Source organism: Williamsia sp. Leaf354 (genome assembly GCF_001424365.1).
In the GTDB taxonomy this organism is placed as follows: domain Bacteria; phylum Actinomycetota; class Actinomycetes; order Mycobacteriales; family Mycobacteriaceae; genus Williamsia_A.
Map to the genome: position 1 here is coordinate 1,428,036 of NZ_LMPL01000001.1, position 24,139 is coordinate 1,452,174.

The following is a 24,139-nucleotide window of genomic DNA, read 5'->3' on the forward strand; positions in this document are numbered from 1 at the left end:
CCTGCGGTCTATGGTGTCGGGGCCGCCAGGCGCGCGAGATCGACGTTGCCGCCGGACAGGATCACGCCGATGCGCAGACCGCTGAACCCGTGTCGGGGGTCGAGCGCGGCGGCCACCCCCAGCGCCGCGGTCGGTTCGATCACGAGCTTGGCGCGTGTCGCCACGAGCTGCATCGCGGTTATCAGTTCGGAATCCTCGACCGTGAGGATGTCGGTGACCCGCTCGGCGATGACGCCGAACGTGTGGTCGCCGAGATGGGTGGTCTGGGCGCCGTCGGCGATGGTGCGCGGCGGGTCGATCGTGACGATCGATCCCGATCGCAGCGACCGCAGACCGTCGTCACCGGCCGCCGGCTCCACCCCGTAGACGCGGGTGTCGGGGGCCAGACCTCCCGCGGCGAGCAGTGAGCCGCTGAGCAGCCCGCCCCCGCCCAGCGGCACCAGCAGGACGTCGAGATCGGTCACGTCGGTGAGCAGTTCGAGCGCCGCGGTGCCCTGGCCGGCGATCACGTCGGGATGGTCGTACGGCGGGATCACCGTCGCCCCGGTCCGCTCGGCGATCTCCATCGCGATCGCGGTGCGGTCCTCGGTGTACCGGTCGTAGCGCACGATGGTGCCGCCGTACCCCTGCGTCGCGGCGACCTTGGGTGCGGGTGCGTCGTGCGGCATCACGATGGTCGCGTCGATGCCGTGCAGTCGCGCGGCCAGCGACAACGCCTGCGCATGATTGCCCGAGGAGAAGGTCACGACTCCCCGCTCGCGCACCTGCGGGTCGAGACGTGCAACAGCGGTGTAGGCGCCACGAAACTTGAAGGCGCCCATGCGCTGCAGGTTCTCGCACTTGCAGAACAGGTGCGCGCCGGCGGCGGCGTCGATCGCGCCGGAGGTGAGCACCGGGGTGCGGTGGGCGACACCGGCGAGCGTGGATGCGGCGTCGCTGACATCGGTGAACGTCAACGGCTCCGGGGTCGGTGGCTCCGGGGTCACGGGGTCGGCCATGATCGCGACCCTACCCACGCGCGGCGCCCGGGTAGCATCGGCGCGTGAGCACATGGTCGACGAACGACATCCCGGATCAGACCGGCCGCACGGTGGTCATCACCGGCGCCAACAGTGGTCTCGGCGCCCAGGCGGCGAAGGCTCTCGGCGCCGCGGGAGCGACGGTGATCCTCGCATGCCGCACGGTGTCGAAGGCCGAGCCTGTCGCCGCCGAGATCGGACCGAATGCCTCGGTGGCCGCGCTCGATCTCGCCGACCTGTCGTCGGTGCGGGCGTTCGCCGCCCGCGTCGACCACCTCGACGTACTGATCAACAACGCCGGCGTGATGGCCGTCCCGAAGTCGCGCACCGCCGATGGCTTCGAGATGCAGTTCGGTACAAATCATCTCGGTCACTTCGCGTTGACCGGGCTGCTGCTGCCGAAGATCACCGATCGGGTGGTCACGGTGTCGTCGTTCGCCCATGCGATCGGCAAGATCGATCTCGACGACCTCAACTACGACCGTCGCCGCTACGAGCGCTGGTCGGCCTACGGTCAGTCGAAGCTCGCGAACCTCATGTTCGCGTTCGAACTGGCGCGCAAGCTCGGCCGGTCGGGGTCGGCGGTGTCGTCGATGTGCGCCCATCCCGGCTACGCCAGCACGAATCTGCAGTCGCACACCGAGTCGTTCTACGACCGGTTCATGAAGCTGAGCAATCTCGTCGCCCAGTCGGCGGCCGACGGCGCGCTGCCCGAGCTGTACGCGGCGAGTTCGCCCGAGGCGGCGTCGGGGGCGTTCTACGGTCCGCGTGGTCTCGGCGGCCTGCGGGGCGCGCCCACGCTCACCAAACCGTTGCCGAAGGCGCGCAACGAGAGTGTGGCCCAGTCGTTGTGGGTCGCATCGGAGAAACTGACGGGCGTCACCTTCGACCTCTGACGGCCACGAGGACACGTTCGCACCCGTCGGTAACAGTCGCTTTCGATCGGAAGGCGCTGTAACTTCTCTCCGATCACCGCCCGCGATGATCGGAGAACAGTCGTGACCAGTCCTGATGATCCGAAGCCGGACCAGCCGTCACCGCCGATCCCCGCGGGTGAGCCCCCGACGTACCCGCCGACATACCCGGAGGCAGGGCCGCCCGGATCGGCACCGATCCCTCCCGGTGGGGTCCCGCCGCAGCCCGGAGGCCCCGGCGCCGCGCCCTACGGAGCGCCCCCGCCCTACGGTGCTGCGCCTTACGGCGCACCTCCGAAGAAGTCGCGCAAGAAGTTGTTCGCCATCATCGGCGGCGTCGTGGTGGTGCTTCTCGTGGTCGTCGTGATCATCGGCGTGGTCGCCTCGAAGGACACCATCACCGACATCAACGACGCGAAGGCCGGTGACTGCATCACCGTGAGCGGCAGCAGCACCGCCGCCAAGCCGAAGACGGTCGACTGCGGCAGCGACACATTCAACTTCGTCGTCGCCGAGAAGGTCGACGGCGGTGCGAACTGCGCCAACGAGCAGTACTCCCAGCTGACGCAGGAGGACAAGGGCAAGTTGTGCCTGGTGCCGAACATGCAGGTGGACAAGTGCTATCAGCTCGCCGGTCCGGGCGGATCGATCACCGACTTCACCGAGGTCGAGTGCGGCGCCAAGCCGGCCGAGGGCGGAGCCCAGGTGGTGACGGTGAAGAACCGCGAGGACGCCACCGAGATCGACTGCACCGACGGCATTCCCATCACATTCGAGAAGCCCACACCACTCGGTTACTGCCTCGCGGTGAACAACTCCACCGGCTAGCCACCCAGATGCTGACTGTGACGAAACTCGAGTCGAGTGTGCTGACGACGCAGCGGGGGCTGACGACGAGGATTGGCACACTCGGCGAAGAGTTTCGGCACAGTCGGGGGTGGTCGAGGGTGACCGTCGTCGAGGTCACCACACCCCGGTGGGGCGGAACTGCACGCTGATTCTCGGGCCGACGCCGGTGATCTTGGGTATCGCGTGCTCCCAGGTGCGTTGGCAGCTCCCGCCCATGACGAGCAGGTCACCCTGCGCGACAACGAACTTCAGGGATGCGCCGCCCCCGCGCGGGCGCAGCATCAGCGGGCGGGGCGCGCCGAGCGACACGATCGCCACCATCGTGTCCTCGGTGCTTCCGCGTCCGATGGTGTCGCCGTGCCACGCCACACTGTCGGATCCGTCGCGATAGAGGCACAGGCCGGCGGTCGCGAAACCCTCGGGGAGTTCGCCGCGGTAGTGCTCGGACAGTGCGTCGCGCATCGTGACGAGCAGTGGATGGGGTAGCGCGACACCCTCGCCGTACTGGCACAGCAGCCGGGGCACGTCCACGACGCGGTCGTACATGGCGCGTCGCTCGGCCCGCCACGGGACGTCGTCAGTGAGGCGCTCGTGCAGCTGCGCAGCGCCGGCGACCCATCCCGGTGCGACATCGACCCACGCGCCGTCGGTGAGGGTGCGCCGCGTGACGATCGGCGCGAGGTCGGCGCAGGTGGGCTCATCGGTCACCTCGTCGAACAGGGAACCCTGCAACCCGGCCGTACTCATCGCCTCAGTGTAGCGACGATCGAACACCTGTGCGAGGGGGTTGGTCGATCATCGTCGCAGCGCGCGCAGGCGCTCTGCCCCCTCGAGTAGGACCTCGTCGCGCTTGGCGAACGCGAACCGGACCAGGTGTGACCAGTTGTCACGCCGGTCGACGAAGGCGCTCACCGGCACCGCGGCGACCCCGATCCGTGCGGGCAGGTCCCGGCACAGCTGCTCGCCATCGGAGTAGCCGAGGGGACGCGGGTCGGCGCAGACGAAGAACGTGCCCTCGGTCCGGTGGACGTCGAAACCCACCTCGCGCAGCGCCCCCGACAGCAGATCGCGCTTGCGCTCGAGCGCGGCGCACGACGCGTCGACCCACTCCATCTCGTGATTGAGCGCGTGCGCGATCGCCGGCTGGAAGGGGCCGCTGCCGACATAGGACATGAACTGCTTGGCCGTGCGTGCTGCGGCGACGAGATGGGCGGGACCCGAGATCCAGCCGACCTTCCACCCGGTGACGTTGAACGTCTTGGCCGCGCTCGACACGCGCAAGGTCCGTTCGGCCATCCCCGGCAACGTCGCGATCGTCGAGTGTGAGCGACCGTCGAAGATGAGGTGTTCGTAGACCTCGTCGCTGAGCACGATCACGTCGTGGCGGATGCAGGCGTCGGCGATCGCCGCGAGGTCGTCGTCGGAGAGGACCGTCCCGGTGGGGTTGTGCGGGCTGTTGACGATGACCATGGCGGTGCTGTCGGTGATGGTCGTCGCGAGGGCGTCGCGGTCGAGGACGAACCCGTCACCGTCGGCGACGAGCGGGACGGTGGACCGGAATGCGCCGGCCATCGCGGTCGCCGCGGCGTAGGCGTCGTAGAACGGCTCGATGAGGACCACCTCGTGGCCGGGTTCCACCAGCCCGACGACGGCCGCCGCGATCGCCTCGGTGGCGCCGACGGTGATGAGGACCTCGGTGTGCGGGTCATAATCGATTCCGAGGCGGCGTGATTGGTGATCGGCGACCGCCTGAAGGAGCGCCGGGATACCGGGGCCGGGTGGGTACTGGTTCTGGCCGTCGGCGATCGCGGCACGAGCGGCGTCGAGCATGGACTGCGGACCGTCGGTGTCGGGGAAACCCTGACCGAGGTTGATGGCGTCGTGCTCGACGGCCAGCTGCGACATCTCGGCGAAGATCGTGGTCGCGAACGGCGCCAGGCGGGCAACGGTGGTCATGCACTCCAGGCTGTCACACCGTCCGCGAGCTGCCCGACGATGGCAGTAGTCTCGATCCCAGTACCGATGAGGGCAGCCCCATTCGGCGCAGACCCGAGGAAGCGGAGAGAGTGTGATGACCGGTCCCGAGGACTCGACGCCGCCCGGATGGACCCCGGCCGACGGAGGTCCGCCGGTCCCGCCGCCCCCGCACGATCCGCCCCCGCACGATCCGGTGCCGTATTACCCGCCTCCCCAGTACCCGCCCGTCGGCGCCCCGAACCCGGCGCCGCAGATGCCGTACTACCCGCCCCCGGGACAACCCACCCCGTTCCCGGCGGCACCCGGCCCGTACGGTCCCGGTGTCCCGTCGGCCGCGATGGGCTACGGGATGAACCCGTACGGCACACCACCGCCGCGGCGTTCCCGCCTGAAGTGGGTCCTGCTCGCCGTCGGGGTGATCATCGCGCTGATCGGCGCGATCGTGGTGGCCGCCGCTGTGCTGACGCGCGACACCATCACCCGCATCGACGACGTGTCGGTGGGAAGCTGTATCACCGTGACCGGTGAGAAGGACGACGCGACACCGAAGAAGGCCTCGTGCGACGCGCAGTCGTTCAGCTTCATCGTCGCGCAGAAGACCGACAGTGAGTTCAGTGTCTGCGGCGATCCCCTCGACGCCCAACTCACCCAGGACGACCGCGGGAAGCTCTGCCTGGTCCCGAATCTGCGGACCGGCAAGTGTTACGTCTTCCCGACCGCGAACGGTTCGATCGTCGACTTTGCCGAGATCGGCTGTGCGACAGCCTCTCCGAATGCGGGCAATCTGGCCATCAAGGTGGTCGACCGGATCGAGTCCGCGTCGGTGAACGTCTGCACGCAGGGGACGCCGCTGCAGTTCACCCGACCGACACCGCTCACCTACTGTGCATCCCTGCTGACCCCGCAATGACAGGAACCCGTCCGTGACCCACCCCGGCTTCGGGCCGCCGCCTCTCGGCCCTCCATCGCCCTACGGCGGATACCCGCCGCTGCCGTCGGCGCGACGACGTGCGGTGCCCCCGATCCTCTGGATCGCGCTGGTCGTGATCCTCGGGCTCGTCATCGCGGTCGCGGTGTTCGCGTTCACGAACATCCACAACCGCGTCGACTCGACGGACGATGTCGCCGTCGGGGACTGCGTCTCGGTGCGCAACGCCGACAACGACGAGGTGAGCGTCCGGCGGGCCAGTTGTGGCCGTGACGAGGTCACCTATTACGTCGCGAGCGCGTCGGACCTGTCACGGTCGCGGTGCCCGGGCCCGGCCTACGACCAGGTCTCGCTGTCCGGAGACGGATCGCTGTGTCTGTCACCGAATCTGCGCGAAGGTCGGTGCTACGAGATCGGCTCACGATCGGCGTTCGTCGACCGTGCGTGCACCGCGATCGCCCGCGGATCGAACACCATCGTGCAGGTCGCCCGCCGGACCGCGGGCGACATCACGCCGCAGTGTCCGGACGGCAGTCGCGCCGTCGGGTTCGCACTGCCGCGCCCCGTCGGTTACTGCCTTGCACCGCCGTCGGGCACACCCACCTGAACCGCCGGCTCAGCCGATCGCCGGTCCGAGCAGGTCGTCGGCGTCGGTGATGCGGTAGGCGTAGCCCTGCTCGGCGAGGAAACGCTGCCGGTGCGCGGCGTAGTCGGCGTCGAGGGTGTCGCGGGAGACCACCGAGTAGAAGTGGGCCTGACCGCCGTCCTTCTTCGGTCGCAGCAGCCGGCCGAGGCGTTGCGCCTCCTCCTGACGTGACCCGAACGTCCCCGAGACCTGCACGGCCACAGATGCTTCGGGCAGGTCGATGGAGAAGTTGGCGACCTTGCTGACCACCAGCGTCGAGACCTCTCCGCGCCGGAACTGCTCGAACAGGATCTCGCGGTCCTTGTTCTTGGTCGACCCCTGGATCACCGGTGCGTCGAGCGCGGCACCGAGTTCCTCGAGCTGGTCGATGTAGGCACCGATGATCAGTGTGGGCGCATCCTCGTGGCGCGCCAGGATCGACTTCACCACGTTGACCTTGGTGTGTGCGGTCGAGCAGAGCTTGTACTTCTCCTCCGGCTCGGCCACGGCGTACTGCAGCCGCTCCTCGTCGGTGAGCGTGACCCGGACCTCGATGCAGTCGGCGGGCGCGATCCAGCCCTGTGCCTCGATGTCCTTCCACGGCGCGTCATAGCGTTTCGGCCCGATCAGGCTGAACACGTCGCCCTCGCGACCGTCCTCGCGGACCAGCGTCGCGGTGAGGCCGAGGCGGCGACGCGACTGCAGGTCGGCGGTCATCCGGAACACCGGCGCGGGCAGCAGGTGCACCTCGTCGTAGATGATGAGTCCCCAGTCGCGGGAGTCGAACAGCTCCAGGTTGCGGTACTCGCCCTTCGAGCGACGAGTCATCACCTGATACGTGGCGATGGTGACCGGACGGATCTCCTTGCGCTCACCGGAGTACTCGCCGATCTCCTCCTCGGTCAGCGAAGTACGGGCGATGAGCTCGCGCTTCCACTGCCGACCGGCGACGGTGTTCGTCACCAGGATCAGGGTGGTGGCACCGGCCTTGGCCATCGCCGCGGCACCGACCATCGTCTTGCCCGCGCCGCAGGGCAGCACGACGACGCCCGAGCCGCCGGCCCAGAACGAATCGGCCGCCATCTGCTGGTAGTCGCGCAGCTCCCAGTCGGTCTCGGCGAGCTCGATCGGATGGGCCTCGCCGTCGACGTATCCGGCGAGATCCTCGGCCGGCCAACCGATCTTGAGCAGCAACTGCTTGATGTGACCGCGCTCCGACGGATGCACCACGACGGTGTCGTCGTCGAGCCGCGCGCCGAGCATCGGCGCGATCTTCTTGTGCCGCATCACCTCTTCGAGCACCGCGCGATCGAGGCTGACCAGCGTGAGACCGTGCACCGGGCTCTTCACCAGCTGCAGACGGCCGAAGCGGCCCATGGTGTCGACGATGTCCATCAGCAGCGGCTGCGGCACCGCGTAGCGGGAGAAGCTGACCAGGGCGTCGACCACCTGCTCGGCGTCGTGACCGGCGGCGCGCGCGTTCCACAGCGCCAGCGGGGTGATGCGGTAGGTGTGCACGTGCTCGGGGGCACGCTCGAGCTCGGCGAACGGCGCGATCGCGCCACGCGCGGCGGGCGCATCGGGGTGGTCGACCTCGAGGAGCAGGGTCTTGTCGGACTGGACGATCAAAGGGCCTTCGGTCACCGATCCATTGTCCACGGTTTTCGCAGACCGTGTCGCGGCCGGTGGGACGGGGCCCTCGCAGCTAGGAGCCCTCGAGCAGTTCCACCGAGGTGATGCGGTGCAGGGCGTAGCGCTCGTCGGCGCCGTCGGCATCGTTCACGACGAGCTGACCTGCACCGACGAGCTTCGGCACGACCACGTGTTTGCTCGCCGAGCCGTGCGCGTCGACGTAGCCGATCCGCACCTCGCGGCCCACGCGCATCGCCAGTTGCAACAGGGCGGTGGCCGGCTCGCCTCCGCCGGCACGGACCGCGCTCGTCGAGTGCGCCGGGACCGCGGAGACGGCGGTGTCCTGCATCCGCATGCGGGTGACGACCGTCGCCAGCTGGTCGGCGTTCGGGGTGGGTGGTCGGCGGGCCGAACGACGTTGATTGCGCTGGATGGGCACACGCGCGCCGCGCTCGCGCAGGTCGACCAGATCGCCCGCACTGTCCTCGCCCGCGGGCGCGAATCCGGCCGCGCGCAGTTCGTCGAGCACCTGCCGTAGCGGTGCCTGCGACACCGCGACGGTGGGGGCGAGGGCCCGGAGCGCCAACGCCTCGGTGACCGGCGACGACAACACCGCCGCCAGCGTCGTGGCGTCCTCGCACCGGATGAATGACGAGGCGACACCGACGCGCAGCTGGCCGTGGCGCCGCGCGACGTCGTCGATCAGGTACTCGAGCGATTGCGGCACCGGGGTCTTGGAGTGCGCGGTGAAGAATCCGAGGAGCTCGGTGCCGGTGCGGCCGGTGTCGAGGGCGCGACGCACCGAGGTGTCGGTGACGCGATACACCGATGCGGCGCCGCCGGATTCGAGATCGGCGACGAGCGCGAGTTCGGCCGACAACTCTGCGGTGAGCGGTCCGGGCGCGGTGACCGTGAGGTCGGCCTGAGTGAGGAAGAAGTCGATCGGATCGGGCAGCGCCTTGGCCATCGCGGCCACGACAGGCTTGTCGACGTCGACTGCGGTGACGTCGCGCTCGGCCATCGTCAACAGCGCGCGCCCTGACGCCGTCAAGGCGCCGTGCGCGACGAGACCGAGGGCGCGCGCCTCCTCCAGGGTGGCATCGACGAGCCGCCGAGACAGTCGTCGTTGCCAGCGGGGGTGTCGCCAGGCGATCAAGGCCATCAGCGCGTCGGGGTCGATCGACTTGCCGGGCGCGCCGGCGGCCAACGCGGTCAACACCATTCGCCGCTCGACCACCGCCGAGACATCGTAGAGGTCCCCGGCGAGCGAGGGGATCGGTGCGCCCTCGGTGCTCGCCTCGCCGATCTGCCAGGGCCGGCGCGGCAACGTCAGCCAGGCGTCGGCGATGGCGAACCAGCGCCGCTCGGGCGGTTGGTGGAGCCACGGGTCGGCCGACACCGTCGGTGCCCACGCCGGCTCGCCGCTCTCCAGGGGCGGATCGGGGAAGCCGCTGTCGATGAATCGGGCCCCGGCGAGCAGTTCCACCACGAAACCTTGACGCGTGGAGTCGATCCCGGTCGTCTTGCTCAGCTTGCGCAGCTCCCGGACGCCGAGGCCACCCGCTCGCAACACCAGCGCGGGTGTGGTGCCCAGCGCGTCGACGGTGTCGGTGAGGTGGCGTAGCAGTTCCAGGGCCTCGCCACCGGCGGCGGCCTCGACGTCGGCGACGGTGAACTTCCGTGCTCCGGTCACCGGGACCAGGGCGGGCTCGCGCAGATCCTGTGGCTCGCTGGGCTTCTCGCCACGCAGCAACTGCCCGAGAACGGGTGGGAGCTCGACGGTCTGATCGTCGACGCGGGCCAGCAGCCCCAGCGACACCAGCCGCGGCACGGGGCGCTGCGGGTCGGCGTCGGGTGCGGCGTCGCGTGTGCGACCCAGCGGCGATCCGGTGGCGAGGGTGTCCAACAGTTCCCGCTCGCGTTCGCTCACCGACGACAGCGTCGCGGAGATGTCGGCGAGGGTCTGATCGGCCAACGGGCCCGTGAGATGCAGCGCCCGGGTGGGCAGCAGTGCGGGGGTGTGGGCGCCGGTCATCAACTCGGTGTCGGTGCCCCACACGAGCGCGCGGGTGCGCAGCAGGTCGAGTCGCGCGACGATGTCGTCCTTCTCGGCCCGTCCGTCGAGCGCTGCGACGACCGCGTCGACCGACGTGGGGACACCGATGCGTCGGCGATCGGTGTCGGTGCCGAGGCGGATGGTCTGCTCGGCCACGGCCACGGTGAGCAGATCGAGATCGTCGGCGGCGAGGTTGATCGACGGTCCGGCCAGGGCGCGCTGGGCGAGGACCGCAGTGCCCGCGGGTGGGGGACTGGCGAGGTCGGGGCGCGCCGCCATCAATGCGACGAGCTGGTCGTCGGTGCGTGCGCCGAGGTCGGCCGCGAGCCCGCCGGGACCTGCGGCATCGATCGAGCCGTCGCGTCGATCCCCAGAACTCATCCCACCGATGATAGGGACCGCTCCCATGGCAGAATGATCGCCGTGGCTGAAAAGAAGAGATACGTCGACAACGGCTGGCCCCAGTCGGACGAGGGTGATCACGAGCACGCCGTGTCGGAGTTCGCCGCCAGCATCTCCGGAGCGCTGTCGCCCTTCGGTGACGTCGAGTTCCCGCTGCCGGTCGACCAGCTGCCGTACACGCACGCCAAGACCACGCCCAACCGCTGATCGGTGTCTGATCCGCGATCACCGGGTGACGACCTCCCCGGGGATCCCATCGCCTCCGGTCTGACGCATATCGACGCGACCGGGGCCGCGCGCATGGTCGATGTCGGGGGCAAGTCGGTCAGCGACCGTGTCGCTGTCGCCGGTGGGACGTTCTGCACCACCGCCCAGGTGATCGACGCCCTGTCCGACGGCGCGCTCGCCAAGGGCGACGCCCTCGCGACCGCGCGCATCGCGGCCATCATGGGCGCCAAACGCACTCCCGACCTGATCCCGCTGTGCCATCAGGTGGCGCTGTCGTCGGTGACCGTCGATTTCACGATCGCCGCCGCGAGCATCGACGTCACCGCGACCGCCGCGACGTCGGATCGCACCGGTGTCGAGATGGAGGCGCTGACCGCCGTCGCCGTCGCCGGTCTGACTCTGCACGACATGGTCAAGGCACTCGATCCGTGGGCGAGCATGACCGACATCCGACTGCTCACCAAGTCCGGCGGCAAACGCGGCACCTGGTCGCGATGACCGCCCACACCGCGCGCGTCGTCGTCTCCTCGACCCGCGCCGCGGCCGGTGTCTACGCCGACCGGACCGGGCCCGTGATCGCCGCTTGGCTCGCCGAACGGTCCATCGAGGTCGACGACGTCGTCGTGGTGGCCGACGGGGACGGTGTCGGCGACGCGCTCCGCGCCGGCGTCGAGGCGCAGGTGTCGCTGATCATCACCACCGGCGGCACCGGGCTGCACCCGACCGACCTGACGCCCGAACAGACCCGCGCCGTCCTCGACCGCGAGATCCCCGGATTGGCCGACGCCGTGCGCGCCGCGGGTGTCGACAAGGTGCCCACCGCGATCCTCTCGCGTGGCACCGCGGGTATCGCCGGCTCGACGCTGATCGTGAACCTCCCCGGCTCCACCGGCGGCGTGAGGGACGGTCTCGCGGTGCTCGAGCCGGTGCTCGCCCACGCTCTCGATCAGATCCGCGGCGGCGACCACTGATGACCGCGGTCGTCGCACGCGCTGTCGTGACCGACGCGCCCATCGACCTCGCCGACCACGAGCGTGCCGTGGTCGACGCCGCCGGCGGTGCCGCGGGCGCGGTCGTCGGGTTCATCGGCGCGGTCCGCAACCATGACGGTGGTCGCGACGTGCGCGCACTGCACTACTCGGCGCACCCCACCGCCGGCGACGTGGTCGCCGAGGTCGTCGCGAAGGTCGCCGCGGAATCGGCCGGTGTGCGGGCGATCGCAGTCTCGCATCGCGTCGGTGATCTCGTGATCGGCGATGCGGCTCTCGTCGTCGCGGTCGCGGCCGACCACCGTCGCGCCGCCTTCGACACCTGCGCCCGCCTCGTCGACGAGGTCAAAGAGGCACTGCCGGTCTGGAAACACCAGATCTTCGCCGACGGCACCGACGAATGGGTCGGCTCGGCCTGACGTTTCGGCACGTTCGGCGGAAACTTTCGGCACGCTCGGCGGATAGTTTTGGCACGTTCGGCGGATAGTTTTGGCACGGTCGGGGAATGGAAAAGGGCCCCGCACGGACGGCGAGGTCACGTGCGGGGCCCTTCGACTGCGAGCCGTGTCAGGAGATCACGGCAGGGGGAGAAGTCCCTTGTTCTGGTTGAACAGAGCGATCTGTCCGGCGTCGAGCTGGAAACCGCTCCGCTTGGCCTGCTCCCAGAACGCGGCGACGGCCGGGTTCACGCCGGGCTTGGCGACAGCCTCGTCGACCTGCTTCTTGACGTCGGCGGTGGTCTTGGCCGGTGCGGCCTCCTCCAGCGACTTCACGGGGGCCGAAGCCTTGCCGTTGAAGTCGGGCGCCTTGAACTCAGGGAGCTTCGGCACGTCGGTCGGGGCCGAACGCGGGGTCGGGGCGCCGAGGCCGGTGCCGCAGACGGGCCATGCGCCCTTGCCCTGGCCGGCGAGCACGCGCTCGGCGACGGCGATCTGCTGCTCCTTGGTGGCCTCGTTGGCCGTGGGTGCGTACTGGGTGCCGCCGTGGCCGGCCCAGGTGCTCTGGCTGAACTGCAGCCCACCCTGGTAGCCGTTGCCGGTGTTGATTCCCCAGTTGCCGCCCGACTCACACTGTGCGACCTGGTTCCACTCGGAATCGGTGGCGGCCGAGGCGTTGCCCACTCCCATGAGGAGGGTGGCGCCACCGCCGAGAACGGCGGAGGTCACGGCCACTCGGGCGACGGTACGGGTGGCGGATGACTGCTTGCGATGACGTCCGGACATAGAGCTGTTGTTTCCTCTCTCCACGCGCCGACGAAGTCAGCTGTCGGGTTCGGGCTGAGAGGTTGCCCGGCTCCGCAGTGCGGAGCTTCACCCCGAGGGACTCGTCGTGGTTGACGAGCTCCGTTTCCGATGTCGGCGGTCGTGACCGTCGATGTCGGAGGTGGGTCCCCCGCCCTCGTTCCTGAAGTGTGTCTCTGGAGGCTCTGTCCACGGAACGAGGTTTGGCGCGGCAGACAGAACATGTTGTTTCGGGTGTGGCCACAGGTGCAGCCGAACGAGACGCTACGTGTTCGTCTCAGGTGTGTCATACCTTCGCATGACGAACGAGTCGGTGTGTCGTCCTGGGTGTCGAACGCGTTTCGGGCGTCATCGCAGGCCACAGCGCTGATAGCCGGTCCGTGTCCGATCCGTTATCCCCCCGTGATGTGAACAAGGTCACAGCGCAGATCGGGCATGGATTCACGCGGATGGGAATGGTTCCGTCGACACGCGAAAGATGGTCGCGCAGTCGGGATCTCGCAGATACGTAGTTGTGACCTCAGCCACCGGCGAACGGTGGTAGAACCTCGATCACAGCGCACGGGGCGACCGGCATCGAACGGTCGCGGACGGCGACGGAGTCGCGCAGGTAGGTGCATCGGCGCAGGACCTGCGCCAACGCCGGGTTCTCGCGACCCAGGGCCGACTCCAGGTCGCCCACGGTCGCCGACGCCCCGACCTCGACGGTCTCCTCGTCGTGACCGGCCGCTGCGCGTGCCGCCGCGAAGTAGCGCACCTGCACCGCCACGGTGCCGCTGTCGACGCTCATCCGCCGATCGCAGACATCGGGCGGGTGGGCTGGAGGAAGCCCGGGTCGTTGATGGCGTGCCCGGGCAGCTTGCCCCAGGTGGCGCCACGCCAGGCCAGCGCGATCGCGGCGTCGTCGGCGCCGGTGCGCAGGAGTGCGCGCAGATCGGTCTCGGTGGTCGAGAACAGGCAGGTACGCAGTTGACCGTCGGCGGTGAGGCGCGTGCGGTCACAGTCACCGCAGAACGGGCGGGTCACCGAGGCGATGATCCCGACCCGCGCGGGCGTGACGGTGCCGTCGGCGGCCGTGACGTGGTGGCCGTCGACGATCCACGTCTGCGCCGGTGCCGATCCGCGCGGCGCGGTGTCGGCGACGAGAACGTAGTCGTGCGAGAGTCGCTCGACGACCTGATCGGCGGTGATCATGTCCGCCCGCGACCACTGGTGCTCGGCGTCGAGCGGCATCTGCTCGATGATCCGCAGCGAGAAGCCGTGCTCGAGGCACATGGCCAGCAGGGCCGGGGCGTCGTCGAGACCGCCGTCGGGATGCAGCACCGCGTTCACCTTGACCGGCGTGAGACCGGCCTCGGCGGCCGCGGCGAGACCGTCGAGCACGTCGGCGATGCGGTCGCGGCGGGTGATGGCCGCGAAGCGTTCGCGGTCGAGGGTGTCGAGGGAGACGTTCACCCGGCTCAACCCCGCGTCGGCCAGTACCCGCGCGTGCCGGCGCAGTCCCAGGCCGTTCGTGGTCACCGAGGTCTCGGGGTGCCCGGGCAGCGCCGAGACGGCCTCGACGATGCGCGGCAGGTCCTTGCGGAGCAACGGCTCGCCACCGGTGAACCGGACGGCCTCGATGCCCAGTTCGGTGACACCGATGGTGATGAGACGGATGATCTCGTCGGCCGAGAGCACGGCGTCGCCGGGGAGCCAGTCGAGGCCCTCGGCCGGCATGCAATAGGTACAGCGCAGATTGCAGCGGTCGGTGAGCGAGACACGCAGGTCACGGGCGGCTCGACCGAAGGTGTCGATCATCGGGCCCTCGGTGGGCATGCCGTCGGTGTCGACCGCCGCGCCCGAGACGCCGGGCACGGCGATGGGTATGCCCAGGGCGATGGCTGTCATGACACCAGCGTAGCCAGCTACGACCGCGAGCGACGATCACGTCGACGGCCGCGAGGTCGCGCAAAGGTCAGGCGCGCGCCTCGAGGGCCCGGAACGTGCTCGCGTGGAACACCAGCGGTTCGATGTCGGGGTCGGCGTCGAGCGCGGTGATCTCGAGCAGCACCAGATTGTGGTCGCCCGCGGGGATCTCGTTGTAGAGGGTGCACGAGAGGATCGCGGCGGCATCGGGGACGAACAGCGCGCCCGAATCGGTGACCGCGGGGGTGACGCCGTCGAAGCGGTGATCGGCCGCGCCGGCGAGCTGGCGGCACAGCGCGTCCTGGCCGGCGGAGAACACGCTGACCCCGATCGACGGGGCGTCGCGCAGCTTCGGCCAGGTGCTCGAGGTGTGCTGCACGCACAGCGACACCAGCGGGGGATCGAGCGACACCGTCGCGAACGAGCTCGCGGCCATGCCCACCGCGACGCCGTCGATCTGGGCGCACACCGCCACGACCCCCGACGGGAAACAGCTGTATGCGCTGCGCAGGGCGTCGCCGTCGGCGGCGGGACGCAGATCGGTCACGGTCACGGTCATCGGTATCCCCTCATTGTTGCCCCCTCATCGGTGTCCTCGTCATCGGTGCCGTCGCCCGGAACGCAGGGCGAACACGAGCGCGAGAACGAAGCCGATCGGCAGGCCGAGGGTCAGCAGGTACACCAGGGCGGGCGCGCGTGTGCCGTCGTCGAGTGCGGGGACGGCGAACATCGTCACGGTGGCCGCGATGCCGATCGCGAAGAAGATCAGCGCTGCGTAGAGCAGCCGGTTCCGGGAAGCCGATGGCATACCCACGACGGTAGAGCAGCGCGCCGGTGGGGCGCGCATCGGCGCCCGCCGTCGGTGGTGATGGAGTCCGTGCGGGCAAATTACTCGACGACGAGGGCATAGAATGGTGGAGTAGCGCGTCGGTGAGTGGGACTGATGTCTCCACCTCGGTGCGCTTTCGTCGTGCCAGGGCATTCCCCGGGCCGACGACTCGAGACGCTACGACGATGTGAAGGTGAGCACGGTGCCTACCGGCAAGGTGAAGTGGTACGACGCAGAAAAGGGCTTCGGCTTCCTGTCCCAGGAGGGCGGGGAGGATGTCTACGTGCGGTCGAGTGCGCTGCCCTCGGGCGTCGAGGGTCTCAAACCCGGCCAGAAGGTCGAGTTCGGCATGGCCGCGGGACGTCGCGGCCCGCAGGCGCTGTCGGTGACCGTGCTGGAACCGGCCCCGAGCGTCGCGAAGAACGCCCGCGAGGCCGCCGCCGCGCGTGAGCCGGCTGCCAAGCGTCACTCACCCGACGAGCTGCACGGCATGGTCGCCGATCTCATCACCCTGCTCGAGGGCAAGGTGCAGCCCGATCTGCGTCACGGCCGCTACCCGGATCGCAAGACCGCGCAGCGCATCTCCGAGGTCGTCCGCGCCGTCGCCCGGGAGCTCGAGCACTGAGTTCTCGCCTGTTCTGACACCGTTCGCACGCTCGCTGACCGTTCGCATGCCGTCGGCGACGTGCGAACAACACGGCGCCATGCGAACGCCGCTACCTACCGTGCGGCCGGTACCTCGGTGTTCGGGGGCAGGGTCTTGAGTGACCAGAAGCCGCGGGTGATGGGTGCGCCGCCGGCGTCGGTGCGGCCCGAGGGCAGGCGTACCTCGACGTTCGACACGATCTTGTCCTTCGTCGACGACACGGTGAACGTGAATCGCTCGTTGGGTGCGTAGAACACCGGCGGTTCCTGCTCGAAGCCCTTCGGGGTCAGATACTCGATCGTGAGTGCCCATGGGGCGTCGGCGATGCCCTGCGACACCGAGATGATGGCCTGCTCACCGACCGGCACGGGCAGCTCTCGCGCGAACGTGCCCTCGGCGCCCTTGCGGCAGTTCGAGAGGTCGATGTCGCACAGGATCGTCGGCTGCACCCTCACCAGTGTCTTCCCGGTGGTGGCCTGCAGGTAGGGCGCCTCCTCCTCGTGGCCGGAGGTCAGCGCGAACACGCCGCCCGCGACCACCGCCACGAAGACGACACCGATGATCGCGATGATGGCGACGAACTTCTTCTCGCCGGAGCTCAGTCTGAACACGGGGCTCTACAGTCCGTTCTTCTCGTGTGACTCGACGCGGACGCGGCGGGTGGCCAGGCGGTCGAGGTCGATGGCGCCGGTGGGTTGGGTCTGCGCCGGGCGCCGTCCACCGAACCCGGGAACCAGGGTGGCGCCGCGGTAGGTGAAGAACGTCTGCGACATGCCCAGCGCCAGCAGCACCGACACCACCGTGAATCCGATCCACAGCGTCGAGGGCAGCAGCACGCCGAGCGCGGCCCCGATCACCCAGCACAGCTGCAGAACCGATTCCGATCGGCCGAACGCCGAGGCGCGCGACTCGTCGGGCAGGTCGTCCTGGATCGAGGAGTCGAGACACACCTTGCCGATGGCGCTCGTCCCCGAGGCGACGAGCGCGGCGAGGGCGGCGAACAGGATCGACCCGAACACCGCGGCCAGCACGGCGGCGGCGAGGCTCGCGCCGGTCACCGCGACCACGATCTTCTGCGGGTTGCGCAGCTCGAGTCGCGTACCGGTCGCGTTGCCGACGAAGTTGCCGACACCCGCGGCCGCCCCGACCGCACCGAGCACCGCCAGCTGCATCCAGCCGGTGTGGGAGTTCTGGTTCGATTTCGCCCAGAACGCGATGTAGAGGGTGAGGAAGCCGGTGAGGATGCGGATGGTGCCGTTGCCCCACAGGCCGGTGAGCACGTTGCGTCCCAACGGCTGTCGCATCTTGGCGGCGAGCGCGGCGGGGGTGAAGCTGCGTTCCTTGCGGTCGGTGTCCGGGCGGGCGGGTGGCTCACCGTGATAGGCCAGCGTCGCGGGGATCTCACCCGCGGTCACCTCCACCCACGCCGGGATGCGCATGCAGAACACCGCGCCGGCGATGGCGAGCAACGCCAGACACACCATCGCGCCGGGTACGTGCAGGGGCAACACCTGGCCGAGCATGGTCTCGAACAGTGCGGCGATGGCGCCGCCGATGACCGTGCCGACCACGAGTCCCCAGGTGGTCAGGCGGGAGTTCACGCGCACCAGGTCGATGCTCGGCGGCAACACACGCGGTGTGACAGCCGATTTCAGCACGCCGAACGATTTCGACAACACCAGCAGACCCAGCGCACAGGGGTAGAGCACCCACGGGTCGTAGGTCAACTGGTCCTTCACCGGATCCCAGCCGGCGTTGGTCATGATGAGCAGCGCCAGCAGGACCCGGACCCCGAACGTGGTGGCCATCGCGATGCGGCGCCCGCGCTGGAGCTTGTCGAGCGCGGGGCCGATGAGGGGCGCGATGAGGGCGAACGGCGCGATCGTCAGCGCGAGGTACAGCGCCACCTTGCCCTTCGACTCGGCGCTCGCCGCGGCGAAGAAGAGGGTGTTGGCGAGAGCGACGGTCATCGCGGCGTCGACGGCGTTGTTGAGGATCACCGGGAACGTGAGCGCGGTGAGGCCCGATCGGTCGGCGCCGTCGGCGGTGGCCGCGCGATGGAGTTTGTCGATGCCCTTCGAGGTCAGCTCGCGCCCGCGCAGGGCGGCGACCCGGGTGACGGTGAGCTTGCGCGGCATCGCGCGCGAACCGTCCCTCGTCGGGCCGCGCTCGGGTGCGGGGGGATGGTCGCGCTCCACACGGTCGTCGAGAGGATCGAGGTGCGGATTGTGCGTGGGCGGCGGCCGGTAGGCCGAGGCGCGGGGTGTCGTCGAGGAACGTGGCGGCGTCGGGACGCGACGACGCCCGTCGACGGGATAGTTCGCGGCGCCGGGATGTTCGCCGGCAGGCCGGTCGGCAGGCCCCACGAAGCGGTCGGTGGGAGCCGCGGGATCGGCCTGCGCGCGCCGCACACGCGGACGCACTCCACGACGCTCTCCGGGCCGGTTCACCGTGCCGATTCTTCCCTATCGCTCCGATCGCGACCAACCCGCAACGCGGGTGTCGGCGCCCGATGCGGCAGAATGACGGTGTGAATACTGTGGTGGACGGTGCTGACGCCGCGTTCGAGGACTCGCCGACCGATCGGTCGACGTCGACAGCCGATCTCGAGGCGCGTCTGATCGCCGCCGTCGACATCGCGCGTGAGGCCGTCGAGGCCTCCGGCGAGGGAGCGGTGGGCGACCACATCGAGGCGGTCGTCGAGGGCGACTGCACGGTCTCGCACTATTTCGCCGCCGACATCACCGGCTACCGCGGCTGGGTCTGGTGCTCGGTGCTCGCGACCTGTCCGCCGATCGACGCCGGCGACGACATCGACATCACCGTCAGCGAGATCGCGCTGCTGCCCGGCTCCGACGCGCTGACCGCCCCGCAGTGGGTACCGTGGTCGCAGCGGATCGCCCCCGGGGATCTCGGGCCCGGCGACGTCCTGGCCGCACCGGCCGACGACCCCCGTCTCGTCCCGAACCACATCGACTCCGACTCGTTGCAGTCGGAGTCCGACCTCGACGATATGTCCGCCGTCATGCTCGAACTCGGACTCGGACGCACCCGCGTGCTCTCCCGCGAAGGCCGCGACGACGCCGCGACCCGCTGGTTCGAGGGCACCCACGGACCCGACAGCGACATGGCCGGTGCCAGCAAACTGCATTGCGGGAGTTGCGGCTTCTATCTCCCGGTCGCCGGCGCCCTCCGTGTCGCGTTCGGTGTCTGCGCCAACGAATACGCCGCCGACGGCACCGTCGTCTCCGCCGAATACGGTTGCGGCGCACACTCTGACGCGGTCGCGCCCTCGGGCGAGGGATCGCCCGCCTACGACGCCTACGACGACGGCGCCATCGAGATCGTGCCCGCCGCACCCGCCGACAACGCGCCTGTCGTCGCCGCGTCGGAGGCCGAGTCGGACACGGTGCCGTCGGACACAGTGCCGTCGGACACGGTGGCGCCGGTTGACGCGCCCACCGAGGCGGAGGCTGCGCCCGCGGCCGACGAATCCGCCTCCGCCGACAGCTGATCCGTCTCCACGGCCGGCGATGACCACCGTCGTCTCGCCGGACCATGACCCGTTCGACACCGCATCGATCCGGTCGTCGACGCTGCGGTCGTGGCAATCGTCGGCCACCCGGCTCGCCGAGGATGTCGCAGCCGAATCCGAACTCGTCGAGTTCGGATACCGCGATCGACTGCTGACCGAACTCGCGGCCAACGCCGCCGACGCCGCCGCCGGTACCGGTGGTGGGGAACTCGCGGTGTGGCTCGAACCCGAGACCGTCCTGCACGTCGCGAACACCGGCTCCCCGTTGCACGCCGAGGGCGTGCGCTCGCTGGCGGCGCTGCGGGTGTCGGCCAAGGCCGGGGCGGATGCGGGATCGGGGCAGGTCGGACGGTTCGGCGTGGGTTTCAACGCCGTCGCCTCGGTGGGGATCGAGGTGTCCGTCCGATCGACGACCGGCGGCGTCGTGTTCGGACTGGATCGCACCCGGGAAGCGTTGAGCGACAGCGATGTCGCCGTCGCGGAGCCGACCGTCCCCATGCTCCGATTGCCGTGGCCGGACCCGATCGCGCCCGCCGACGGCTTCGACACCGAGGTCGTCATCACGCTGCGCGACGACGTCGACGGACCGGCGCTCCTCGCGTCGATGGCCGCCGAGGTCACCACCCTGCTACTCGAACTGCCTGCGCTGCAGACGATCCGTTGCGGCGACACGTCGGTGCGGCGACACGACAGCACCGTCGACGACGTCGACACGATCACCATCGGCGAGGAGACCTGGACGCAGATCCGCGCCGCACACGCGCGGTGGCTGATGCCCGGACCCGCGGATGCGCCCGCGCCCCGGGGCGCCGACGTCCTGCACGCCCCCACCCGCACCGACCTCGCCCTGACGCTGCCCGCGATGTGCGTCGCCGACGTCGCGGTCACGCCGGATCGACGAGCGCTGCACCCCGACACCGACATCCGCGTCGTCGCCGACGGATACCACCGACTCGCCCTGGCGCTGCACCCCGCGCACCGACTCGCAGTCCTCCCGTCGGCGGGTTTCCCGGCGAGCGCCACCGACGGTGTGCTGCGCGACGCCGTGATCGCCGACCTCGCCGAGCACCGTTGGTTGCCCACGGCCGACGGCGAACTGGTCGCTCCCGCTCGCGCGGTCGTGATCGCCGATGTCACAGAGCGTGTCACCGACATGGTCGCCGAGTTCCTCGACGGTGTCGTCATCGCCGCGCTGTCCGACACGACGTCGCTGCGCCGACTCGCCGCGGTCGGTGTCACCGAGACCTCCCTCGTCGAGGTGTGCGAACGACTCTCCGGCGTGACGCGCCCACCGCGGTGGTGGCACGACCTCTACGAGGCGATCTCGCCGATGATCGCCGACGACAGGGTCCGGGGGGAGATCGCGACCATCCCGGTGCCCCGAGCCGACGGCCGGATGTCGATCGGGGCCCGCGGACTGGTGCTGGCCGACATCCGCGCGACGTCCGAGAGCGCCGACGACGCTGCGCCACCGTCGATCTCGTGGGTGGCGACGGTGCACCCCGAGGCCGAGCACCCGCTGCTCGAACGGCTCGGCGCGCAGCGACGATCGGTGAGCGAGCTGCTCGCCGACCCCGCACTGCGGTCGGCCATCACCGAGACCCACGAGTCCAACTCGTGGGCGTCCGAAGGAATCCCCGGCGACGACCCGGCAGAGCGGTTGGCACACGAGGTGCTCGGTCTCGTGGCCGCCGACCCCGAGGCCGACATCCCACCCTGGTTGGGGCAGCTTCTCATCCCGACCCGCACCGACTCACCCGATGACGACCCGCTGAGGCCCGCCGACGAACTCCTGCTGCCCGACAGCCCGATCGCGTCGGTGCTCGTGGCCGACGCGCCGTTCGGTCGTGTCGCCGCCGATGTCGTGACGAGGCACGGCATCGACGCGCTGCGTCGGATCGGCGTCGGGTGGGGTTTCACCGTCGTCGCCGACGAGTTGCCCACGGGCCCCGACCACGACCTCCCCGACGAGGCACAGTGGTGGGACCACCTCGATGCCGAGCCGCAACAACTCGTCGCGGTGCGCGATCTCGATCTCGTCGACCCCGATCGATGGCCCGCCGCACTGTCGCTCCTCGCGACCGACCCGGCGACGGTCGCCACGCTGACCGACCCGGCCGGCTACACCGCCTGGTGGCTGCAGACCTACGCCGAGATCGACGACACGCCGCTGGGGTGGTTCCGCGCACCCGACGACGCCACCTTCGCCGGTGTTCTCGACCCGCTCGATCATCCGCACGCCGCCTTGCTCGCCGGGGCGCTCGCCGGCGCCGAGGTCACCTCGACCGATCTGGCCGCGGTGGTGCTGCGTCGCCTCGGTGATCCCGACCGCGTGATCGCCCCCGGTGTCGCCGCGACGGCCCACGCCGCGCTGGTGCGCGCACATCGTCGCGGTGTGCTCGACCTCGACGACCTGGACCCGCCGGTCGGGGTGCGCACCCTCGCGGGCACCGTCTGCGAGACCGCCGTCGTCATCGACGCGCCGTGGATGCTGCAGATCGTCGACCCTCACGAGGCCGTGGTGCTGCCACCGCCGCTGGTGTCGGCCGACGCGTCGCGGCTGGCCACGATCCTCGACATCGCGACCGCGACGGAGGACATCGCGGTCACCGTCGTCGAAGAAGGCGAACCGTCGACGTGGGCGCAGAGCGCGGTGGCGCTGACCTTCGCGCTGGCCACCGGCATCGCCTCGCCCGGCGGGGAGGTGCGCCTGCACGACATCGTGCGACTCGACGTCCGGCGGGGCACCGACACCCGCCGTGTCGAGGTCGACTGGTGGGTCGACGACGCAGGCATCCACCACCTCGGCCGACCGGTGGGACACAGCCGGTAGAAAGGTGACATGCAGTTGACGACACCGGGTGTCGACCACGACGTCACCGAGTGGGTCGCCGACCACCGGACCGGGTGGCTCACCGATGTCTTCCGCGTCATCACCACCGTCGGCAACACCGCCGCCATGACCCTGATCGCGATCGTCGCGGCGATCGTTTTGTGGCGCATCGGCTCCCGCGACCGGGCGCTGACCGTCCTGATCGGGTCGGCGTCGGGATGGCTGCTGATGCAGGCACTGAAACACCTCGTCGCGCGGCCGCGTCCCGAACCGCGGTTCCGGGTGATCGCCATCGACACCTACTCGTTCCCCTCGGGGCACGCCATGATGTCGGCGGTCGTCCTCGGCCTGGTCGCGGTCGCGGCGTGGCAGACCTCGACCTGGGTTCGAGCGCACGCCCCGATCCTCGCGATCGCGCCGGTCGCTTCGCTGCTGATCGGTGCCAGCCGGATCTACCTCGGCGTGCACTGGACCACCGACGTCGTCGCGGGCTGGCTGATCGGCGCGATCTGGGTGGTGCTCGCCGTCGCGGTCGCGCGGGCGCTGCGGACGCGTCGTGGTCAGGTGGCCGCGTCGACCTGATCGGCCACGATCTGCGCGCACGCCCGGGCGGTCTCGGCGTCGGCGGCGAACCACTGCTCGACCCGGATGTCGTCGACGCCGACCATCAGCGGCGCCAGCAGCGCGGTGACGGTCACGACGAAGCGCAGGATGTCTGCTCCGACGCGGACCTCGAGCTCGAGCGAGGGCGCGGCGGGCACCGTCGGATCGGGGGAGCGCCAGTCGGGCTCGACCAGAGGCGATCGGACGAGATCGGCATGCAGCGCGGCTAGCTCGTCGTTCGCGTCGCCGAGCACCTCGTGGTGGATCCGCCACAGCAGGTCACGCGCGACGTCGCGATGGTTGACGAGGATTCGCGGTCCGATCTCGGGGTCGAGGGTCAGCCGCGCCAGGTTCAGGCCGGCGGCCGCGACCCGGTCTGGGTCGAGGTCGGTCATCGCGGCGGTCAGCAGCGCCTGCGCGCCACGGTTGAGGTCGAGGATGGCGTACGCGCGGTTCATCACGACCAGCGGTAGCGGATCGTGGTGGGACTTCATCACCTCGACGACCGCGCGGACCGGCGCCAGCGGATCACCGCCCGGCGGTGCCTCGGGGAACCGCGGCGGATGGCCGGCGGCGCGCAACATCTCGTTCGTGGCGTGCAGCGGCGCGTCGAGCGCCGTGGCGAGCCGCACCACCATCTCGGCGCCGGGCGCCGACCGTCCGGTCTCGAGGAAACTGATGTGGCGACTCGACACGTCGGCGGCGACCGCCAGATCGAGCTGACTGAGTCCGCGTCGGTGGCGCCAGTGCCGCAGCAGAGCCGGATACACGCCGCCGCGGCGGGCGGGGGAGTCCGGTTCGTGCGAGGCCATGGGCGCAGCGTAGGACAGCCGACACGAGCCCGCACCTACCTCGTCACGTCATTGCGTCCCGCGGTGTCCGTGCGCTCCGATGGTCTCGAGGAGGCCCCCCGAACCCCGGTGTC

The 24,139-nt window shown here is 70.0% G+C and carries 25 protein-coding genes and 1 riboswitch; of the genes, 12 read left to right on the top strand and 13 right to left on the bottom strand.

Annotated features, from left to right (window positions below):
• Positions 1-8: 8 nt before the first annotated feature.
• On the bottom strand, positions 9-998 hold the full coding sequence (locus ASG12_RS06890) for a threo-3-hydroxy-L-aspartate ammonia-lyase (RefSeq protein ID WP_055787849.1): 990 nt from the start codon (positions 996-998) through the stop codon (positions 9-11).
• Between the two features lie 44 nt (positions 999-1,042).
• Between ASG12_RS06890 and ASG12_RS06895 the strand changes: the two genes are divergently transcribed.
• The gene (locus ASG12_RS06895; RefSeq protein WP_055786725.1) at positions 1,043-1,915 is read left to right on the top strand and encodes an oxidoreductase; all 873 of its coding nucleotides are present in this window, start codon (positions 1,043-1,045) and stop codon (positions 1,913-1,915) included.
• A gap of 102 nt (positions 1,916-2,017) precedes the next feature.
• Positions 2,018-2,761: an LppU/SCO3897 family protein gene (locus tag ASG12_RS06900; protein WP_156377948.1), complete on the top strand. Its 744-nt coding sequence runs from the start codon at positions 2,018-2,020 to the stop codon at positions 2,759-2,761.
• A 135-nt stretch (positions 2,762-2,896) separates the two neighbouring features.
• Here ASG12_RS06900 and ASG12_RS06905 read toward each other — a convergent pair whose 3' ends face one another.
• Together ASG12_RS06905 and ASG12_RS06910 are read right to left on the bottom strand one after the other, a co-directional pair.
• Positions 2,897-3,529: an alpha-ketoglutarate-dependent dioxygenase AlkB gene (locus ASG12_RS06905; RefSeq protein WP_055787851.1), complete on the bottom strand. Its 633-nt coding sequence runs from the start codon at positions 3,527-3,529 to the stop codon at positions 2,897-2,899.
• A gap of 48 nt (positions 3,530-3,577) precedes the next feature.
• Positions 3,578-4,738, bottom strand: coding sequence for a pyridoxal phosphate-dependent aminotransferase (locus tag ASG12_RS06910; RefSeq protein ID WP_055786731.1), 1,161 nt, complete (start codon positions 4,736-4,738; stop codon positions 3,578-3,580).
• 115 nt (positions 4,739-4,853) lie between these two features.
• Here ASG12_RS06910 and ASG12_RS06915 point away from each other — a divergent pair, with 115 nt between their 5' ends.
• On the top strand, positions 4,854-5,669 hold the full coding sequence (locus ASG12_RS06915; RefSeq protein WP_055786734.1) for an LppU/SCO3897 family protein: 816 nt from the start codon (positions 4,854-4,856) through the stop codon (positions 5,667-5,669).
• A 13-nt stretch (positions 5,670-5,682) separates the two neighbouring features.
• Positions 5,683-6,294 (top strand): LppU/SCO3897 family protein, encoded by a 612-nt coding sequence (locus tag ASG12_RS06920; RefSeq protein WP_156377949.1) that lies wholly within the window; start codon positions 5,683-5,685, stop codon positions 6,292-6,294.
• Between the two features lie 9 nt (positions 6,295-6,303).
• Here the strand turns inward: ASG12_RS06920 and ASG12_RS06925 are convergent, their stop codons facing one another.
• Entirely contained in the window at positions 6,304-7,956 is a 1,653-nt protein-coding gene (locus ASG12_RS06925) for a DNA repair helicase XPB (protein WP_055787853.1), read from the bottom strand.
• A 61-nt stretch (positions 7,957-8,017) separates the two neighbouring features.
• Positions 8,018-10,381, bottom strand: coding sequence for a helicase-associated domain-containing protein (locus ASG12_RS06930; RefSeq protein WP_055786740.1), 2,364 nt, complete (start codon positions 10,379-10,381; stop codon positions 8,018-8,020).
• 33 nt (positions 10,382-10,414) lie between these two features.
• Here ASG12_RS06930 and ASG12_RS06935 point away from each other — a divergent pair, with 33 nt between their 5' ends.
• The 4 genes from ASG12_RS06935 (at position 10,415) to ASG12_RS06950 (ending at position 12,038) form a co-directional block, all read left to right on the top strand.
• Positions 10,415-10,609: a hypothetical protein gene (locus tag ASG12_RS06935; RefSeq protein ID WP_045824154.1), complete on the top strand. Its 195-nt coding sequence runs from the start codon at positions 10,415-10,417 to the stop codon at positions 10,607-10,609.
• A 93-nt stretch (positions 10,610-10,702) separates the two neighbouring features.
• Entirely contained in the window at positions 10,703-11,128 is a 426-nt protein-coding gene (moaC, locus tag ASG12_RS06940; RefSeq protein WP_055786745.1) for a cyclic pyranopterin monophosphate synthase MoaC, read from the top strand.
• Positions 11,125-11,601: a MogA/MoaB family molybdenum cofactor biosynthesis protein gene (locus ASG12_RS06945; RefSeq protein WP_055786749.1), complete on the top strand. Its 477-nt coding sequence runs from the start codon at positions 11,125-11,127 to the stop codon at positions 11,599-11,601. Before moaC ends, ASG12_RS06945 begins: the two co-directional genes overlap by 4 nt.
• Complete coding sequence (locus ASG12_RS06950; RefSeq protein WP_055786750.1) at positions 11,601-12,038, top strand: molybdenum cofactor biosynthesis protein MoaE; 438 nt, start codon at positions 11,601-11,603, stop codon at positions 12,036-12,038. The genes ASG12_RS06945 and ASG12_RS06950 overlap by 1 nt, the downstream gene beginning before the upstream one ends.
• 156 nt (positions 12,039-12,194) lie before the next feature.
• Here ASG12_RS06950 and ASG12_RS06955 read toward each other — a convergent pair whose 3' ends face one another.
• The 5 genes from ASG12_RS06955 to ASG12_RS06975 all read right to left on the bottom strand — a co-directional run bounded on the left by ASG12_RS06955 (position 12,195) and on the right by ASG12_RS06975 (position 15,576).
• A complete protein-coding gene (locus ASG12_RS06955; protein ID WP_055786753.1) occupies positions 12,195-12,842 on the bottom strand; it encodes a transglycosylase family protein in 648 nt (215 codons plus the stop codon).
• 9 nt (positions 12,843-12,851) lie between these two features.
• Positions 12,852-12,990: riboswitch (cyclic di-AMP (ydaO/yuaA leader) on the bottom strand.
• Positions 12,991-13,380: 390 nt separating this feature from the next.
• Positions 13,381-13,650, bottom strand: coding sequence for a MoaD/ThiS family protein (locus ASG12_RS06960; RefSeq protein ID WP_235456098.1), 270 nt, complete (start codon positions 13,648-13,650; stop codon positions 13,381-13,383).
• Positions 13,647-14,678 (bottom strand): GTP 3',8-cyclase MoaA, encoded by a 1,032-nt coding sequence (gene moaA, locus ASG12_RS06965; protein WP_235456305.1) that lies wholly within the window; start codon positions 14,676-14,678, stop codon positions 13,647-13,649. The genes ASG12_RS06960 and moaA overlap by 4 nt, the downstream gene beginning before the upstream one ends.
• A 139-nt stretch (positions 14,679-14,817) precedes the next feature.
• A complete protein-coding gene (locus ASG12_RS06970; protein ID WP_055786760.1) occupies positions 14,818-15,327 on the bottom strand; it encodes a flavin reductase family protein in 510 nt (169 codons plus the stop codon).
• Positions 15,328-15,366: 39 nt separating this feature from the next.
• On the bottom strand, positions 15,367-15,576 hold the full coding sequence (locus ASG12_RS06975) for a hypothetical protein (RefSeq protein WP_055787857.1): 210 nt from the start codon (positions 15,574-15,576) through the stop codon (positions 15,367-15,369).
• A 223-nt stretch (positions 15,577-15,799) separates the two neighbouring features.
• Here ASG12_RS06975 and ASG12_RS22295 point away from each other — a divergent pair, with 223 nt between their 5' ends.
• The gene (locus tag ASG12_RS22295; RefSeq protein ID WP_045824184.1) at positions 15,800-16,222 is read left to right on the top strand and encodes a cold-shock protein; all 423 of its coding nucleotides are present in this window, start codon (positions 15,800-15,802) and stop codon (positions 16,220-16,222) included.
• A gap of 95 nt (positions 16,223-16,317) precedes the next feature.
• Here the strand turns inward: ASG12_RS22295 and ASG12_RS06985 are convergent, their stop codons facing one another.
• Both ASG12_RS06985 and ASG12_RS06990 read right to left on the bottom strand, forming a co-directional pair.
• Positions 16,318-16,854, bottom strand: coding sequence for a DUF2771 family protein (locus ASG12_RS06985; protein ID WP_055786763.1), 537 nt, complete (start codon positions 16,852-16,854; stop codon positions 16,318-16,320).
• Positions 16,855-16,860: 6 nt separating this feature from the next.
• Complete coding sequence (locus ASG12_RS06990) at positions 16,861-18,693, bottom strand: MFS transporter (protein WP_443089075.1); 1,833 nt, start codon at positions 18,691-18,693, stop codon at positions 16,861-16,863.
• Between the two features lie 62 nt (positions 18,694-18,755).
• Here ASG12_RS06990 and ASG12_RS06995 point away from each other — a divergent pair, with 62 nt between their 5' ends.
• The 3 genes from ASG12_RS06995 to ASG12_RS07005 are packed head-to-tail and all read left to right on the top strand — an operon-like array spanning position 18,756 to position 23,193.
• A complete protein-coding gene (locus ASG12_RS06995) occupies positions 18,756-19,757 on the top strand; it encodes a DUF3027 domain-containing protein (RefSeq protein WP_082501698.1) in 1,002 nt (333 codons plus the stop codon).
• A 19-nt stretch (positions 19,758-19,776) separates the two neighbouring features.
• The gene (locus ASG12_RS07000) at positions 19,777-22,611 is read left to right on the top strand and encodes a sacsin N-terminal ATP-binding-like domain-containing protein (RefSeq protein WP_055786768.1); all 2,835 of its coding nucleotides are present in this window, start codon (positions 19,777-19,779) and stop codon (positions 22,609-22,611) included.
• Positions 22,612-22,620: 9 nt separating this feature from the next.
• Complete coding sequence (locus ASG12_RS07005; RefSeq protein WP_055786771.1) at positions 22,621-23,193, top strand: phosphatase PAP2 family protein; 573 nt, start codon at positions 22,621-22,623, stop codon at positions 23,191-23,193.
• Here the strand turns inward: ASG12_RS07005 and ASG12_RS07010 are convergent.
• On the bottom strand, positions 23,172-24,026 hold the full coding sequence (locus ASG12_RS07010; RefSeq protein ID WP_055786774.1) for a helix-turn-helix domain-containing protein: 855 nt from the start codon (positions 24,024-24,026) through the stop codon (positions 23,172-23,174). The genes ASG12_RS07005 and ASG12_RS07010 overlap by 22 nt on opposite strands.
• Positions 24,027-24,139 lie beyond the last annotated feature (113 nt).